The sequence below is a fragment of the Helcococcus sp. SA-HE-C1 genome, assembly GCF_985670335.1.
Genome location: NZ_OZ484652.1, coordinates 397162 through 411603 on the forward strand (window position 1 = coordinate 397162; position 14442 = coordinate 411603).

Genomic DNA, 14442 nt, shown 5'->3' on the forward strand with positions numbered 1-14442 from the left:
TCATATGAATTTCAAAATAGATAATAAATGTGATTTGTTAGTTGGCCAATTTTGTATATCAAAATCAGGTAGAGACAAAGGTAATATATATATTGTTTATAAAATTGTAAATGAGGATAGTGTATTACTTGTTAACGGAAAAAATAAAACAATAAATAATCCTAAAAAAAAGAATGTAAAACATTTACAAAAAATTAATCAAAATGTAAAAAACTTTGAAAGAGATATAATCGAAGAAAAGATTAAAGATTTAGATATAAAAAGGATAATAAAAAATAATTATAGGAGGCCAAATGTCAAATAGTGATGTAATTGAAGTAACAGGAAAAGTTGTAAAAGCTTTGCCTAATACAATATTTATAGTAGAACTAGAAAATGGACATGAAGTACAAGCTCACATTTCAGGAAAATTAAGAATGAATTATATAAAAATTTTACCAGGAGATGAGGTAACAGTTGAAATGTCACCTTACGATTTAACAAAGGGTAGAATTACTTGGAGAAAAAAATAGGAGGGTTTATGAAAGTAAGACCATCAGTAAAAAAAATGTGTGAAAAATGCAAAATTATCAGAAGAAAAGGTAAAGTAATGGTAATTTGTGAAAATCCAAAACACAAACAAAAACAAGGTTAAGGAGGCTAGACTTTGGCAAGAATATCAGGAGTTGACTTACCAAGAGAAAAAAGAATCGAAATCGGTTTAACATATATTTTTGGAATTGGTAGATCAAGATCAAATACAATATTGACTGATGCTGGAGTAAATCCTGACACAAGAGTTAAGGATCTTACAGAAAGCGAATTATCAGCTATAAGAGATGAAATTGAAAAATACACTTTAGAAGGTGATTTAAGAAGAGATATCAGCATGAACATAAAAAGACTTCGTGAAATCAACAGTTACAGAGGTCGTAGACATAAAATGAGTTTACCTGTTAGAGGGCAAAACACAAAAAATAATGCTAGAACTCGTAAAGGTAGAAAGAAATAGGGGGTAGACTTTGGCAAAAGTGAAAAATACACGTGGTAAACAAGGTCGTGTAAGAAGAAGAGACAGAAAGCAAATCGAAAAGGCCAAGCTCATATCAACTCAACTTTTAACAATACAATGGTTATGTTGACAGACATGAACGGTAATGCTATTTCTTGGGCTTCTGCTGGACAATTAGGTTTTAAGGGTTCAAGAAAATCAACACCATTTGCTGCACAACAAGCATCTGAAGAAGCTGCTAAAAAAGCTATGGAACATGGATTAAAATCTGTAGAAGTTTATGTTAAAGGACCAGGATCAGGAAGAGAATCTGCAATCAGAGCATTAGAAACAGTAGGTTTACAAATTGTGAAGATTAAAGACGTTACTCCAATCCCTCATAATGGTTGTAGACCACCTAAAAAGAGAAGAGTATAGGGAGGAGATAAGATAATGGCAAAATATAATGGACCAGTACTTAAAAAAGCTAGAGCTTTAGGAGTTGCTCCTCAAGTACTTGGAATTAATAAAAAATCAAATAAAAATCCTAACGCAGGTAGAAAAAAATTAAGCGAGTATGGTTTGCAATTAAGAGAAAAACAAAAAGCTAAATTTATCTACGGAATGTTAGAAAAACAATTTAGAAAGTTATACCATGATGCTGAAAAAATGGCAGGTATTACAGGTGACAATTTATTACAATTATTAGAACTAAGATTTGATAATGTTGTATATAGAATGGGTTTTGCAAAAACTAGAAATGAAGCAAAACAATTAATCTCACACGGACATTTCTTAATTAACGGTAGCAAGGTAGATATTTCTTCATATAGAATGGCAATAGGTGATGTTGTATCAGTTAGAGAAAAATCAAAAAGAAATGGTGTATTTAAAAACACAGAGGACAAAATTTGGAACCAAGCTAAATGGGTTAGTGTAGATATCGAAAAATTACAAGGTAAAGTTGAATCATTACCAAAAAGGGAAGATATCGATTTTGAAATAAATGATCAATTGATAGTAGAGTTGTATTCAAGATAATAGTTAAAGCACAGGAGGTTAATCCGTGATAGAAAATCTAAATACAAAGATAGAAATTTTAGAAATTGACGAAAATAACAATATGGGTCGTTTTGTAATCTCACCACTTGAAAGAGGTTACGGAACAACTCTTGGTAATAGCATGAGAAGAGTACTTTTGTCATCTTTACCAGGTAGTGCGATTTCAAGCATAAAATTCGATGAAGGTGTATTACATGAATTCACAACAGTAAAAGGTGTAATAGAAGATGTTCCTGAGATTATTCTTAATCTAAAAGGTATTGCTATTAAAAAATTAGATGAAAGTTCAGAGCCAATTGAATTAAGACTTGATGTTGAAGGACCTAAAATTGTGACAGCTAGTGATATATCTGAAGATGTAAATATAGAAATAGTTGACAAAGATCATTATATTGCAACAGTGAATGATGAAGGTTCATTACATTTAACATTAACTGTAGTAGATGGTAGTGGTTATTCAATTGCAGATCAACATAAAAAAGAAAATGCTCCTATAGGTGAAATTTCAATAGATGCATCATTTACACCAGTAAATAAAGTTAATTATATTGTTGAAAAAACAAGGGTAGGACAAACTATCGATTATGATAAACTTATACTTGAAGTAACAACAAACGGGACTTTAACTCCGCAAGAAGCGGTTTCTGAAGGTGCTCAAATTCTTATAAACTATTTAGACTTCTTTACTGAACTACCAAATCTTGACGAAGAAGAGACTGTAGTAGAGATAGAAGACGAGGAAGATGAAAGTGATCAACTATTAGAAATCACTTTAGAAGAGTTAGATTTAAGCTTAAGAGCATTTAACTTGTCTGAAGAGAGCTGGCCTAAATACAGTTGGTCAAATCTTAGAAATTCCAATTGATGAATTAGCTAAGATCAAGAATTTTGGTGAAAAATCCTTTAATGAAGTAAAGGAAAAAATCGAGGACTTAGGTCTGACGTTTATAGATGAAGAAGAGGAAAATTAGGAGGCAGTATGTCAAATTTAAGAAAATTAGGTAGAAGAACTGACCACCGTAACGCAATGTTAAGAAATCTTGTACAATCTGTATTAGAAAATGGAAGAATCATTACTTCTGTAACAAGAGCTAAAGAAGCTCAAAGATTAACAGATAAAATGATCACATTAGCTAAAAGAGGTGATTTACATGCGAGACGTCAAGCGTTAGCTTTTATCTACAAAGATGAAGTAGTAAAGAAATTATTTGACGAATACGGTCCACAATATCAAGATAGAAATGGTGGATATACCAGAGTATTAAAAATTGGCCAAGAAGAGGTGATGCCACAGAAATGGCAATCTTAGAATTAGTTTAGTCAATGGGACAGGGTATCTGTCCTTTTTTCTTTATATAAAAATACGAGTTTATCTTCAATAATATGATATAATATATCATATCATATAAGTTAAAGGAGGAAATATGAACAAAATATTAAAGAAAATCTTAATATCAATTATTTCTATAATTATTGTAGTATATATAAGTGGAGTAGTTTATTTTTCAAAATTTACATATCCACGTACTTTTGTAAATGATACTCAAAAAGGAATGAAAAAATATAATGAATTATATGCTATTGATAAAGAAGATTATAACCTTAAGGTAAAAGGTAGAAACAATAAAATATTAGAATTACCTTTAGAAAAAGTTGATTTTAATAGAGAAATAGTTGAAAAATCGGATATAAATAAAAATAATTTATTATGGCCGATAGAAATTTTTAAGATTCATAATTATACCTTCAAAATAAAAACAACTTATAACGAAGAAAAAGTAAAAAGTTTAATTGATAATTCAATATTTTTTAAAAATGTTACTGAGCCTGTAAATTCAGAATTAGTGAAAGATAAGGATAAAGTATATATCAAAGATGGAAATATAGGTGACAAAATTAAAAAAGATAAACTCTATAATGTTGTCAAAAAAGCCTTAGAAGATAATAAAAAAGAAATTGTACTTACTGATGAAGAATATATAAATCCAACGGTAAAAAATGATGATAAAAATTTACTTGAAAAAGTAGAAAAAGCAAATAAAATATACTCACAAAAATACAAGTTTGATTTTGAAGATAGAAAATTTGAGTTGTCTAGTGAAGAATTGTACAATATGTTTGAAATTAAAGAAAATGAACTTGAATTAAATAAAGATTCTGTAACTAAATATGTGAAAGAATTAGCTTCTAAGACGAATACGTATGCAAAAGAAAGAAAATTTAATGCTACAGGAATAGGAGAAGTTACAGTTCCTCCGGGAATATATGGTTGGAGAATGAATGTAGTAGATACAGCAGAAAAGCTTTTTAAGAAAATAAAAAATGGTGAAGAAGGAGATGTTGAAATTGAATACCTTCAAACTGCAAAACAAAGAGGAAAAGATGATATTGGTGGTACATATGTAGAGATAGATTTATCTAGACAGCATATGTGGATGTACAAAAATGGGAAATTACTCGTAGATACACCTATTGTATCAGGTGATTTAAGAGGTGAAACCGGCTCAACACCAGTAGGTACAGGAATGGCGTGGGCAAAAATAAGAAATAAAACATTAAGAGGAAATAATGCGGTAACAGGACAAGCCTATCAGTTTCCAACAAAATATTTTATACCTTTTGGATATACATCAGCGGGAATCCATGACAACTCTGTAAGAAATAAATTTGGTGGAGAAATTTATAAAAAAAACGGAAGTAGTAGCTGTATTAATACACCACCAGATGTAATGAAAACAATTTTTGAAAATCTCCCAGAGAATTCAGCTGTAGTTATTTATGAATCTACAACAAACTACTCACCAACAGACTTTGAGAGATATAGACAAATTCACAGCGGGAATTAATAAACTATGATTAAATTTAAGAATGTTAGCTTTAAATATGAAAAAGAAGACGACTTTTTAGTTTTAGATAATATAAATTTAGAAATTAAAGATGGAGAGTTTTTATCAATATTAGGAAGTAATGGATCAGGAAAATCAACCATGGCAAAATTAATGAATGCACAGATATTGCCTGATTCAGGTGTTGTATCAATAGATGATATGGAAACTAATCTAGAAGATATTTATGAAATAAGAAAAAAAGTAGGTATGGTATTTCAAAATCCTGATAATCAAATTGTTGCAACAATAGTAGAGGAAGATGTTGCTTTTGGTCCTGAAAACTTAGGAATTCCAAATCCTGAATTACGAAATAGAGTAGATAACGCACTTAAGGTAGTTGAAATGACCGAACACGCAAAAAGTGCACCTCACACACTTTCAGGAGGGCAAAAGCAAAGAGTCGCTATCGCAGGAGTATTGGCGATGGATCCAGATATTATCGTGTTCGATGAACCAACAGCAATGCTCAATCCAAATGGTAGAGATGAAGTTATACGACATGCAATAAATTTAAATAAAGAGCAAAAAAAGACGATAATTAATATAACCCATTATATGGATGAAGCAGTATTATCAGATAGAGTGATTATATTAGATAAAGGAAAAATTGTAATGGATGGTACTCCTCAGCATGTATTTTCACAGGTTGATAAAGTAAAAACATACGGGCTTGATGTTCCACAAGTTACTGAGTTAGCCTATTTATTAAAAAAATCAGGAATTAAAATAGAAAAAGATGTGTTAACGATAGAAGATTTGGTAAAGGTGTTATGAGTATAAAATTAACCGATGTAAACTTTAGTTATGAGCTAGATGAATCAAAAAATTCGCTAGCTCTTAATAATGTAAACTTAGAAATTAAAAAAAATGAATTTATAGGCATCATAGGGCATACAGGTTCAGGAAAATCAACTCTTGTTCAAATGTTTAATGGTTTACTTTATTGTAACTCTGGAATTGTAGAAGTTGATGGACAGTTAGTATCAGAAGAAACCAAAGAAGAGTTAAAATCAATAAGACAAAAAGTTGGATTAGTATTTCAATATCCTGACTATCAATTATTTGAAGAAACTATAGCGTTAGATATAGCTTTTGGACCTAAAAATTTAGGTTTAGACGATGATGAAATTGAAATAAGAGTCAAAGAGGCGATGAAACTTGTTGGACTTGACTATGAAGAATTTAAGGATGAATCACCATTTGAATTATCAGGAGGACAAAAAAGAAGGGTAGCAATTGCGTCAATACTTGCAATGAAGCCCAAATATTTAGTCCTAGATGAACCAACAGCTGGGCTAAATCCAAGAGGGAGAGATGAAATATTAAACGAAATTAAAAATATTTTTAATGAGAATGAAGAACTAACAGTGATAATTGTATCACACTCCATGGAGGATATAGCAAATCTAGTTGATAGAGTAATAGTAATGGAAAATGGAAAAATTTTTACTGATGATGTACCTAGAAATGTTTTTAGCATGGAAGATGAACTTAAAAAACTAGGTCTAGATATTCCACAAATTACTAAAGCTACAAAAGCTTTAGAAAAAAAAGGTTATACATTTTCAGAAACTATAATTACTGTAGAAGAAGCATTTAAAGCTATTATAGAGCAGATGAATAAAGGAGAGTTAAATGAATAATATGGTTTTAGGACAATATGTTCCTAGAAATTCAATAATTCATAAAATGGATCCGAGAGTAAAAATAGTATTGGTATTTATATACATGATTACTTTATTTTTTGTAGAAAATATTTTTTACTTTCTTTTAATGTTTATCTATATATTTTTAATTATTAAAATGGCAAGTTTAAGTTTTTTTAAGATACTAAAATCCTTAAAATCAATTATATTTATATTAGCATTTACGACAATAATCCATATATTTAGTACTCCGGGCCAAGTGTTAGTATCATTTTGGGGATTAAATATTACGCAAGAAGGTATACTCAATGCAATATTTATAGGTGTTAGACTAACACTATTGGTTATAGGAACATCTTATTTAACTCTTACAACAAGCACGACAAAACTTACCGATGGGATAGAATCACTTTTAAGTCCTCTTAAAGTAATAAAATTTCCAGCACATGAGTTAGCAATGATGATGTCTATAGCATTGAGATTTATTCCTACATTATTTGATGAAGCAAATAAAATTAGAAAAGCTCAGCTAGCGAGAGGAGCTGAATTCGATTCTGGGAATATAATAAAAAAAGCAAAAAGTATGGTGCCTCTTTTAGTACCACTTTTTATAAATGCATTTAGAAGAGCTGGAGAATTAGCTGTTGCTATGGAGTCCAGGGGATATAGAGGGTCAGAAAATAGAACAAGATTAAATCCATTAAAATTTAATAAGATAGATTATATCATGCTTATAAGTAATTTAATATTTTTTGGATTTATTATTTTGGTGAAATATATATGAAAAATATAAAATTAGAATTTTCTTATGACGGTTCTAATTTTTTTGGTTCTCAAAGACAAAAAGAATTAAGAACAGTACAAGGTGAAATAGAAAAAGCTATAAAAAAAGTAACAGGTAAAGATGTCAACATGAAATTTGCAGGTCGAACAGACAGAGGCGTACATGCGTTTATTCAAGTTGCAAATTTTAAGATAGATTATGAATTGGTAGGTATAGCATACAAACATAAATTATTAAAACATTTACCTGAAGATATTTCCATACTTTCTTCTGAAGAAGTTACAGAAAATTTTCATGCTAGATTCAAGGCGAAGAGTAAAAGATATAGATATATAATATATAATGATAAAGAAATCTATCCTTTTATGAAAAAATACAAAACTCATGTTAAGTATGATTTAGATGTAGATAAAATGGTAGAAGCTTCTAAGCTTTTGTTAGGAGCTCATGATTTTACTGCATTTATGAAGTTAGATGATGATTTTAAGGATCCGATAAGGTCCATAGATGATGTGTTGGTTTACCGTAATGATAAGGATATTATAATTGAGTTTGAAGCTAAAAGCTTTTTATACAATCAAGTAAGAAATATGGTCGGTCTTCTTATCGATATAGGCAGAGGTTTTAGAGAAATTGAATATATACATGATGTGTTTTCGGGAAAAGTAGACAGAGCAGCTAAAACATATGGTGCAGAGGGATTGTATTTACTAAGTATTAATTATAAAAAAATTTGACTTTAAATAGCATTATCTATATAATTAATAGGTATTTAAAAGGAATCTTATTTCTTTTTAAATATCTACGATCATAGATCGCAGCGTCGATGTGCGATTAAAAAATCGTCGAAGATACAAAATCCGCCACCTCATTTGGCGGGGTCTAAATAGAATGGGGCGAAGATATTGAAGAAGAATTAGGAGGAAAAAATGAGTACATTTTTAGCAAAACACGAAAACGTTGAGCGTAAATGGTATGTGATTGATGCAACAGATAAAGTTTTAGGTGACGTTGCAACTAAAGTAGCTTCTATTTTAAGAGGTAAGCACAAACCAATCTACACACCACATGTCGATACAGGTGATTATGTAGTTATAATCAATGCAGAGAAGATTAAAGTAACAGGCGATAAGGCAAATCAAAAAGTTTATAAACACTACACAGGTTATACTGGTGGTTTAAGAGAACTTCCTTATAAAGAAGTACTAGCAAAAAATCCTGAAAGAATTTTAGAACATGCAATTAAAGGTATGTTACCTAAAAATTCATTAGGTAGAAAAATGTTTAAGAAATTAAACGTATACGCTGGTCCAGAACACAAACACGCAGGTCAAAAACCTGAAGTGTTAGAGATATAAGGGAGGTATCATGAGTAATCAATTTTACGGTACAGGAAGAAGAAAATCAGCCGTAGCTAGAGTTAGACTTTTACCTGGTACAGGTTCATTCACTATAAATGGTAAAGATATTGAAAAATACTTTGGTTATGAAACATTAAAAGAATTAGCAAAATCACCATTAGTTTTAACAGAAAAGTTAGGACAATTTGACGTTAAAGTTAACGTTAAAGGTGGAGGATTTACAGGTCAAGCTGGGGCTATTAGACATGGTGTTTCAAGAGCTTTATTAGAAGTTGATGAAAAATTAAAGCCTGTATTAAAAAGAGAAGGTTTCTTAACAAGAGATTCAAGAAAGAAAGAAAGAAAGAAACCAGGTTTGAAAAAAGCGAGAAAATCATCACAATTTTCAAAGAGATAATATTATACAAATTACAAAACGTTGGAATGGCTATATTCCAGCGTTTTTTTATATGTGATTTAAAATTAGATTAGAAATTCAAGTTGAAGAATTGTTTTATTTAAGCAATAGATTTACTTAAAATTATAATTACCTACATATAGATATGATTCATGATATAATGAAGGATAATAGATTATAATTGTATTGTGTATTAAAGTTAATTATTTATATTTGGAGATTAGTGTGAAAGGTGAAAAACTTATAAAAAGTAAAAATAGAGTTAAAAATCATGGTGAAGTATTTACTCCCAAGAGGATTGTTCATAAAATGATAAATCAAGAAGGTATTAAAGAGTCTTTAACAGATATAAGAAAAACTATACTTGAGCCTTCTGTTGGAGAGGGAGTATTTTTGTGTGAAATTTTGAAAAAGAGATTGGATTATATTTTAGCAAATACATATGACATTATAGAATATGAAAATGAATCTTTAATAGCGATTTCCTCACTGTACGGAATTGAACTTTTAGAAGATAATGCACAAAAATGTGTTACAAATATTTATGAAGTTTTTTTAGAATATTATATAATAGCTTCAAATAAATATAATAAAAATATGAGAGATAAAATTAAAAATAGTGCCAAAACAATAATCGCATCAAATATAGTACAAGGAGATTTCTTAAAAGAGATAGACTCTTATGGAAACACGCTTGTTTTTAGTGAATGGAAAGAAATAAAAAGTAAATCTAATAAAATTAAAATTCAAAGAACAGAATATACACTAGATGATATTAGAACAAACAATAAAAATGATAATGGAATTTTACAGAAAAAAATTGTAATAAATAATCAATTGAGTTTTTTTGATGATAAAGAAGATGCTACAATAAATACAATAAGAAGATATGTCCCAGTATTTATAGAAAATGTATACAAGGAAGAGATTGAGGAGATATTAGATGTTTAACAGCGATAAGACTAAAATAATTCCAAATATTAAACAAGAAAGATGGATTTATGCATATACATTACCAGAAGTTAAAGATAGAGAAAAATATCTTAAAATTGGTGATACAACAAAATATCCAGTAAATCTTAGAATAAGAAAGCAAATAGGAACATCAGGATTAACAGAGGACGTAAGATTTGAAAGAGTTGCCAAAAAAATAGATGGTACATATTTTAGAGATTATGATTTACATAATTTTTTAGAGAAAAATGGAGTTGAGAGAGTCGATTTTAATGGAATTGCTAATGAATGGTTTTATTTTAATGGCAGTCCTGAAAAAGCTGAAATACTAACGGATAAGTTTATAAATAATGATTATTCAGATGTTCAAATTTTGGATGAGAAGTTATCATATACGCTAAGAAAAGAACAAAATGAGGCGATTGAAAAAACTCTTAGATATGTTGAAAATTCAGACGATAAAAGAAAAGAATTTCTTTGGAATGCTAAACCAAGGTTTGGAAAAACGTTGACAACATATGATTTAATTCTAAGAATGAAGTTAAGAAATATTTTAATAGTAACAAATAGACCTGCAATAGCTAATTCATGGTACGATGATTTTGTGAAATTTATTTCTCATAAAAAACCTCGATATTCGTTTGTATCAGAATCAGAATCTATAACTAATAATGGAGCAATATCTAGACAAGAGTATCTAGATTCTCTTCTTGTTTCTGATAAAATAAAAGACCATTCGGTTCTATAAATTTTTATTCTCTACAAGACTTAAAGGGGGCTGACTGGGCTGGAGGTAGTTTTGACAAACATCAAGATATAAAAAACATTAAATGGGATATTATTGTAATTGATGAAGCTCATGAGGGGGTAGATACACTAAAAACAGACAAATTATTTGAAAGACTTGAAACTAAATTTATGCTTCATCTATCCGGTACGCCTTTTAAGGCACTAAATAACAATAAATTTAGTAACGAACAAATTTATAATTGGTCTTATGCTGATGAGCAAGAGGCTAAGCAAAGTTGGAATCCAACACAAGATTCCAATCCATATGAAAATTTACCAACTTTAAGTTTATTTACATATCAGATGAGTAACATTATTCAAGATTCAATGAGCGATTATAATATAGAAGATGAAAATAATCTTGATTATGCATTTGACTTAAATGAATTTTTTAAGACAAAAGAAAATGGAAAATTTGAATATGAATCAAGTGTAAAAATATTTTTAGATAATATATGTCAAGGAAAATTTCCATTTGCAAGAGATAAATATAAGCATAAGTTAGATCACACATTATGGCTCTTAAATAGAGTTTCATCCGTAGAAGCTCTAGCAAAATTATTAAATAAACATGAAGTGTTTAAGGATTATGAAATAATAATTGCCGCAGGTAATAATAAGATATCAGAACTCAATAAAAAAGAATTTAATAATGAAGCTACTGACCAAAACTTAAATGAACAGAGTTTAACAAAAGTGAGAAATGCAATAAAAAAATATAATAAAACCATTACACTTTCAGTTGGACAATTAACTACAGGAGTTACAATACCAGAATGGACAGGAGTGATGATGTTATCAAATATTAAATCACCATCCCTATATTTTCAAGCAGCTTTTAGAGCACAAAATCCATATGAATTTGTAGATGAAAAAGGAGATTTATATGTAAAAGAAAATGCATACATATTCGACTTTGCTCCAGAAAGAACCTTGATACAATTTGATAATTTTGCTAACAACTTAAAATCAGACAATATCAACTCTTCAAAAGATAGAGAAGAGAATATAAAAGAATTGCTAAATTTCTTTCCAGTAATAGCTGAAGATGAAAATGGGTATATGAAAGAGTTAGATGCTAAAGAAGTACTAACTATACCTAATAAAATAAAATCTTTAGAGGTTGTGAAACGTGGATTTATGAGTAATTTATTATTTGATAATATTAATGGAATATTTAGTGCACCTGAAGCTATGCGTGATATATTAAACAAAATCACACCAGTTAAAGATAAAAAACTAAAAAATACTGAAGATATTACAGTAAATGATATAAATTTTGACGATGATGGTAATATTAAAATTGATAAAGAAATAGTGATAAATAATACAAATAAAGTTTTGGCTAAAAAACAATACAAAGAAATACAATTAAATGATAATACGGATTTATCCATAAAAAACTTTATTACTAACGCAGTATCTAAACTTAACTTAGATGTATTAAACGATAATTTTAACACTAAAAAAGAGGAAGAAAGATTTAATAAATTTTTAAATAAAAATATTGAAAATAAAATTTCTAAAGAAGTAAAATCGTTCAACTTTGATATTAGTGTAATAGAAAGACAAATTAAAAATATTAATAAAAGTAATATAAAAAATGAGGAAAAAGAAAAATTATATCAAAAATTAAATATTAAAAAGAAAAATATTGAAGAAAAATTTAAGGAAGAAATACCTAAACAGTTTGAAGAAACAGTTAAAGAATCAATTGAAGAGTTGGAATACATAAAAGAAACTAGAAAAAAAGAATCTACTGAAAATGAAGTTAGAGATTATTTAAGAGGTTTTGCGAGAACAATTCCATCATTTTTAATGGCGTATGGTAATAGAGAAACAAATCTTTCAAACTTTGATAAAGTAGTAGATAATGAAAGCTTCTTTGATTTGACAGGTATCACTATAAAAGAATTTATTAAATTGAGGGATGGTTTTACAATTATTTTAGATAGTGGAAGAGAAAAAAATGTAAAAGGTCTATTTAATGAAATTGTATTTAATGAAAGTATACAGAAGTTTTTTGATGTTAAAGAAGAATTGTCAAACTATTATTCGAAAAGTCAAAGTAAAGATATATTTGACTATATACCTCCTCAAAGAACAAATCAAATTTTCACACCTAAAAAAGTAGTAACTTTGATGCTAAATTTATTAGAAAAAGAAATACCTGACGTATTTAAATCAAAACATACAAAATTTGCAGACTTATATGCAAAAAGTGGAATATACTTAGTAGAAATAATAAAAAGATTAAATAAAGGTATTGAAGATAAAATACCAAATGAAAAAGATAGAATAAAGTGGATAATAGAAAATCAAATATACGCATGTGCGCCTACAAATATTATTTGTAATATAGTTAAAAACTATATCATGAGTGATTTTGAATATATAGATTGTAAAAATATAGTAAAAGTTGATATGGCATATTTTAGCCAAGAAGGAACATTGAAAGAAGAAGTAGAAAAAATATGGGGTAAAGGAATGAAGTTTGATATTATAATTGGTAATCCTCCTTATCAGAAGCCTTCTGAAGGAGATAATGATTCATGGGCTACACCAATCTATAATTATTTTTATGAAGAGTCATTTAAATTAGCCAATGTTGTGAGTTATATTACACCAGCGAGATTTTTATTTAATGCGGGGGCAACACCAAAAGATTGGAATAAAAAAATGTTGAACGATATACATTATAAAGTTGTATATTACGAACAAAACTCAAATAAGGTTTTTGATGGAGCAGATATTAAAGGTGGTGTATGCATTGGATATTGGAATAAAAATATGATATTTGATGAAATTGAAGTATTTACTCATTTTGAAGAATTAAATTATCTTCTAAAATCAGTAAAAAATTTTAAGAATAATAATTTGGGACAGTTAATTCATCTTCAAAATAAATTTAATATAAAATTATTATTAGAAGAATATCCAGAATTTTATGATTTAACATCAAAAGGTAAAGAGAGAAGATTAACTACAGCAACATTTCAAAAATTTATGAGAATATTTCACAGTGAATATGATAAAAATAGAATTGGAATTTATGGGCGAAAAAATAATAAAAGAACATTATATTATATAAATAAAAAGTATATAGAAGATAATGGTAATTTAAATTCTTGGAAAGTTTTTTTACCTAAAGCAAATGGAAGTGGTGCTATTGGTGAAAGACTATCTACTCCCCTAATCGGGGAGCCCCTAATCGGGCACACTGATACATTTATATCATTTGGATGTTTCAGTAATAGAGAAGAAGCTGAAAATTTATTAAAGTATATTAAAACGAAATTTATGAGAGCAACATTAGGAATAAAAAAAATCACACAAGATAATAAAAATAAAGAAGTCTGGAAATATGTTCCTTTACTTGATTTTTCAAATAATTCAGATATCAACTGGAGTTTATCTATTTCTGAAATTGATCAACAACTTTACAAAAAATTTAATCTTAATAATAATGTCATTGAATTTATTGAAGAAAAAGTAGCACCAATGGAATGATAGAATCAAAAATAAACCAAGGTAAAAAAATAGTTGTATAGGGAGGTATCCCGATACAACTATTTTTTTAATTAATTTTAA

The 14442-nt window shown here is 28.4% G+C and carries 15 protein-coding genes and 3 pseudogenes; all 18 read left to right on the forward strand.

Annotated elements, in window-relative coordinates; translation table 11 throughout:
• Positions 1-4 precede the first annotated feature (4 nt).
• The 18 genes and pseudogenes from AC4KN9_RS02175 to AC4KN9_RS02260 all read left to right on the forward strand — a co-directional run bounded on the left by AC4KN9_RS02175 (position 5) and on the right by AC4KN9_RS02260 (position 14361).
• The gene (locus tag AC4KN9_RS02175; RefSeq protein WP_491017031.1) at positions 5-304 is read left to right on the forward strand and encodes a KOW domain-containing protein; all 300 of its coding nucleotides are present in this window, start codon (positions 5-7) and stop codon (positions 302-304) included.
• A complete protein-coding gene (gene infA, locus AC4KN9_RS02180; RefSeq protein ID WP_491017032.1) occupies positions 294-512 on the forward strand; it encodes a translation initiation factor IF-1 in 219 nt (72 codons plus the stop codon). Before AC4KN9_RS02175 ends, infA begins: the two co-directional genes overlap by 11 nt.
• Positions 513-520: 8 nt before the next feature.
• Positions 521-634 (forward strand): 50S ribosomal protein L36, encoded by a 114-nt coding sequence (gene rpmJ, locus AC4KN9_RS02185; RefSeq protein WP_005398614.1) that lies wholly within the window; start codon positions 521-523, stop codon positions 632-634.
• 12 nt (positions 635-646) lie between these two features.
• Positions 647-991: a 30S ribosomal protein S13 gene (gene rpsM / locus AC4KN9_RS02190; RefSeq protein WP_491017033.1), complete on the forward strand. Its 345-nt coding sequence runs from the start codon at positions 647-649 to the stop codon at positions 989-991.
• Between the two features lie 10 nt (positions 992-1001).
• Positions 1002-1408: pseudogene (gene rpsK / locus AC4KN9_RS02195) on the forward strand (30S ribosomal protein S11).
• Positions 1409-1423: 15 nt separating this feature from the next.
• Positions 1424-2011 (forward strand): 30S ribosomal protein S4, encoded by a 588-nt coding sequence (gene rpsD / locus AC4KN9_RS02200; RefSeq protein WP_491017034.1) that lies wholly within the window; start codon positions 1424-1426, stop codon positions 2009-2011.
• 25 nt (positions 2012-2036) lie between these two features.
• Positions 2037-3003 (forward strand): annotated as a pseudogene (locus AC4KN9_RS02205) (DNA-directed RNA polymerase subunit alpha).
• Between the two features lie 8 nt (positions 3004-3011).
• Positions 3012-3352 (forward strand): annotated as a pseudogene (rplQ, locus tag AC4KN9_RS02210) (50S ribosomal protein L17).
• A gap of 104 nt (positions 3353-3456) precedes the next feature.
• A complete protein-coding gene (locus AC4KN9_RS02215; protein WP_491017035.1) occupies positions 3457-4878 on the forward strand; it encodes a L,D-transpeptidase family protein in 1422 nt (473 codons plus the stop codon).
• A 6-nt stretch (positions 4879-4884) separates the two neighbouring features.
• On the forward strand, positions 4885-5694 hold the full coding sequence (locus tag AC4KN9_RS02220) for an energy-coupling factor transporter ATPase (protein ID WP_491017036.1): 810 nt from the start codon (positions 4885-4887) through the stop codon (positions 5692-5694).
• The gene (locus AC4KN9_RS02225; RefSeq protein WP_491017037.1) at positions 5691-6563 is read left to right on the forward strand and encodes an energy-coupling factor transporter ATPase; all 873 of its coding nucleotides are present in this window, start codon (positions 5691-5693) and stop codon (positions 6561-6563) included. Before AC4KN9_RS02220 ends, AC4KN9_RS02225 begins: the two co-directional genes overlap by 4 nt.
• Positions 6556-7350 carry an energy-coupling factor transporter transmembrane component T family protein gene (locus tag AC4KN9_RS02230; RefSeq protein ID WP_491017038.1) on the forward strand — a complete coding sequence of 265 codons (795 nt, stop codon included), beginning with the start codon at positions 6556-6558 and terminating at the stop codon, positions 7348-7350. The genes AC4KN9_RS02225 and AC4KN9_RS02230 overlap by 8 nt, the downstream gene beginning before the upstream one ends.
• Complete coding sequence (gene truA, locus AC4KN9_RS02235; protein WP_491017039.1) at positions 7347-8087, forward strand: tRNA pseudouridine(38-40) synthase TruA; 741 nt, start codon at positions 7347-7349, stop codon at positions 8085-8087. Before AC4KN9_RS02230 ends, truA begins: the two co-directional genes overlap by 4 nt.
• Positions 8088-8279: 192 nt before the next feature.
• Positions 8280-8708 (forward strand): 50S ribosomal protein L13, encoded by a 429-nt coding sequence (rplM, locus tag AC4KN9_RS02240; RefSeq protein ID WP_491017040.1) that lies wholly within the window; start codon positions 8280-8282, stop codon positions 8706-8708.
• 7 nt (positions 8709-8715) lie between these two features.
• Entirely contained in the window at positions 8716-9108 is a 393-nt protein-coding gene (gene rpsI, locus AC4KN9_RS02245) for a 30S ribosomal protein S9 (protein ID WP_491017924.1), read from the forward strand.
• Between the two features lie 225 nt (positions 9109-9333).
• Positions 9334-10059, forward strand: a complete 726-nt coding sequence (locus AC4KN9_RS02250; protein ID WP_491017041.1) for a hypothetical protein — start codon at positions 9334-9336, stop codon at positions 10057-10059.
• Positions 10052-10810: a DEAD/DEAH box helicase family protein gene (locus AC4KN9_RS02255; protein WP_491017042.1), complete on the forward strand. Its 759-nt coding sequence runs from the start codon at positions 10052-10054 to the stop codon at positions 10808-10810. Before AC4KN9_RS02250 ends, AC4KN9_RS02255 begins: the two co-directional genes overlap by 8 nt.
• Positions 10811-10980: 170 nt before the next feature.
• Positions 10981-14361 (forward strand): Eco57I restriction-modification methylase domain-containing protein, encoded by a 3381-nt coding sequence (locus tag AC4KN9_RS02260; protein ID WP_491017043.1) that lies wholly within the window; start codon positions 10981-10983, stop codon positions 14359-14361.
• Positions 14362-14442 lie beyond the last annotated feature (81 nt).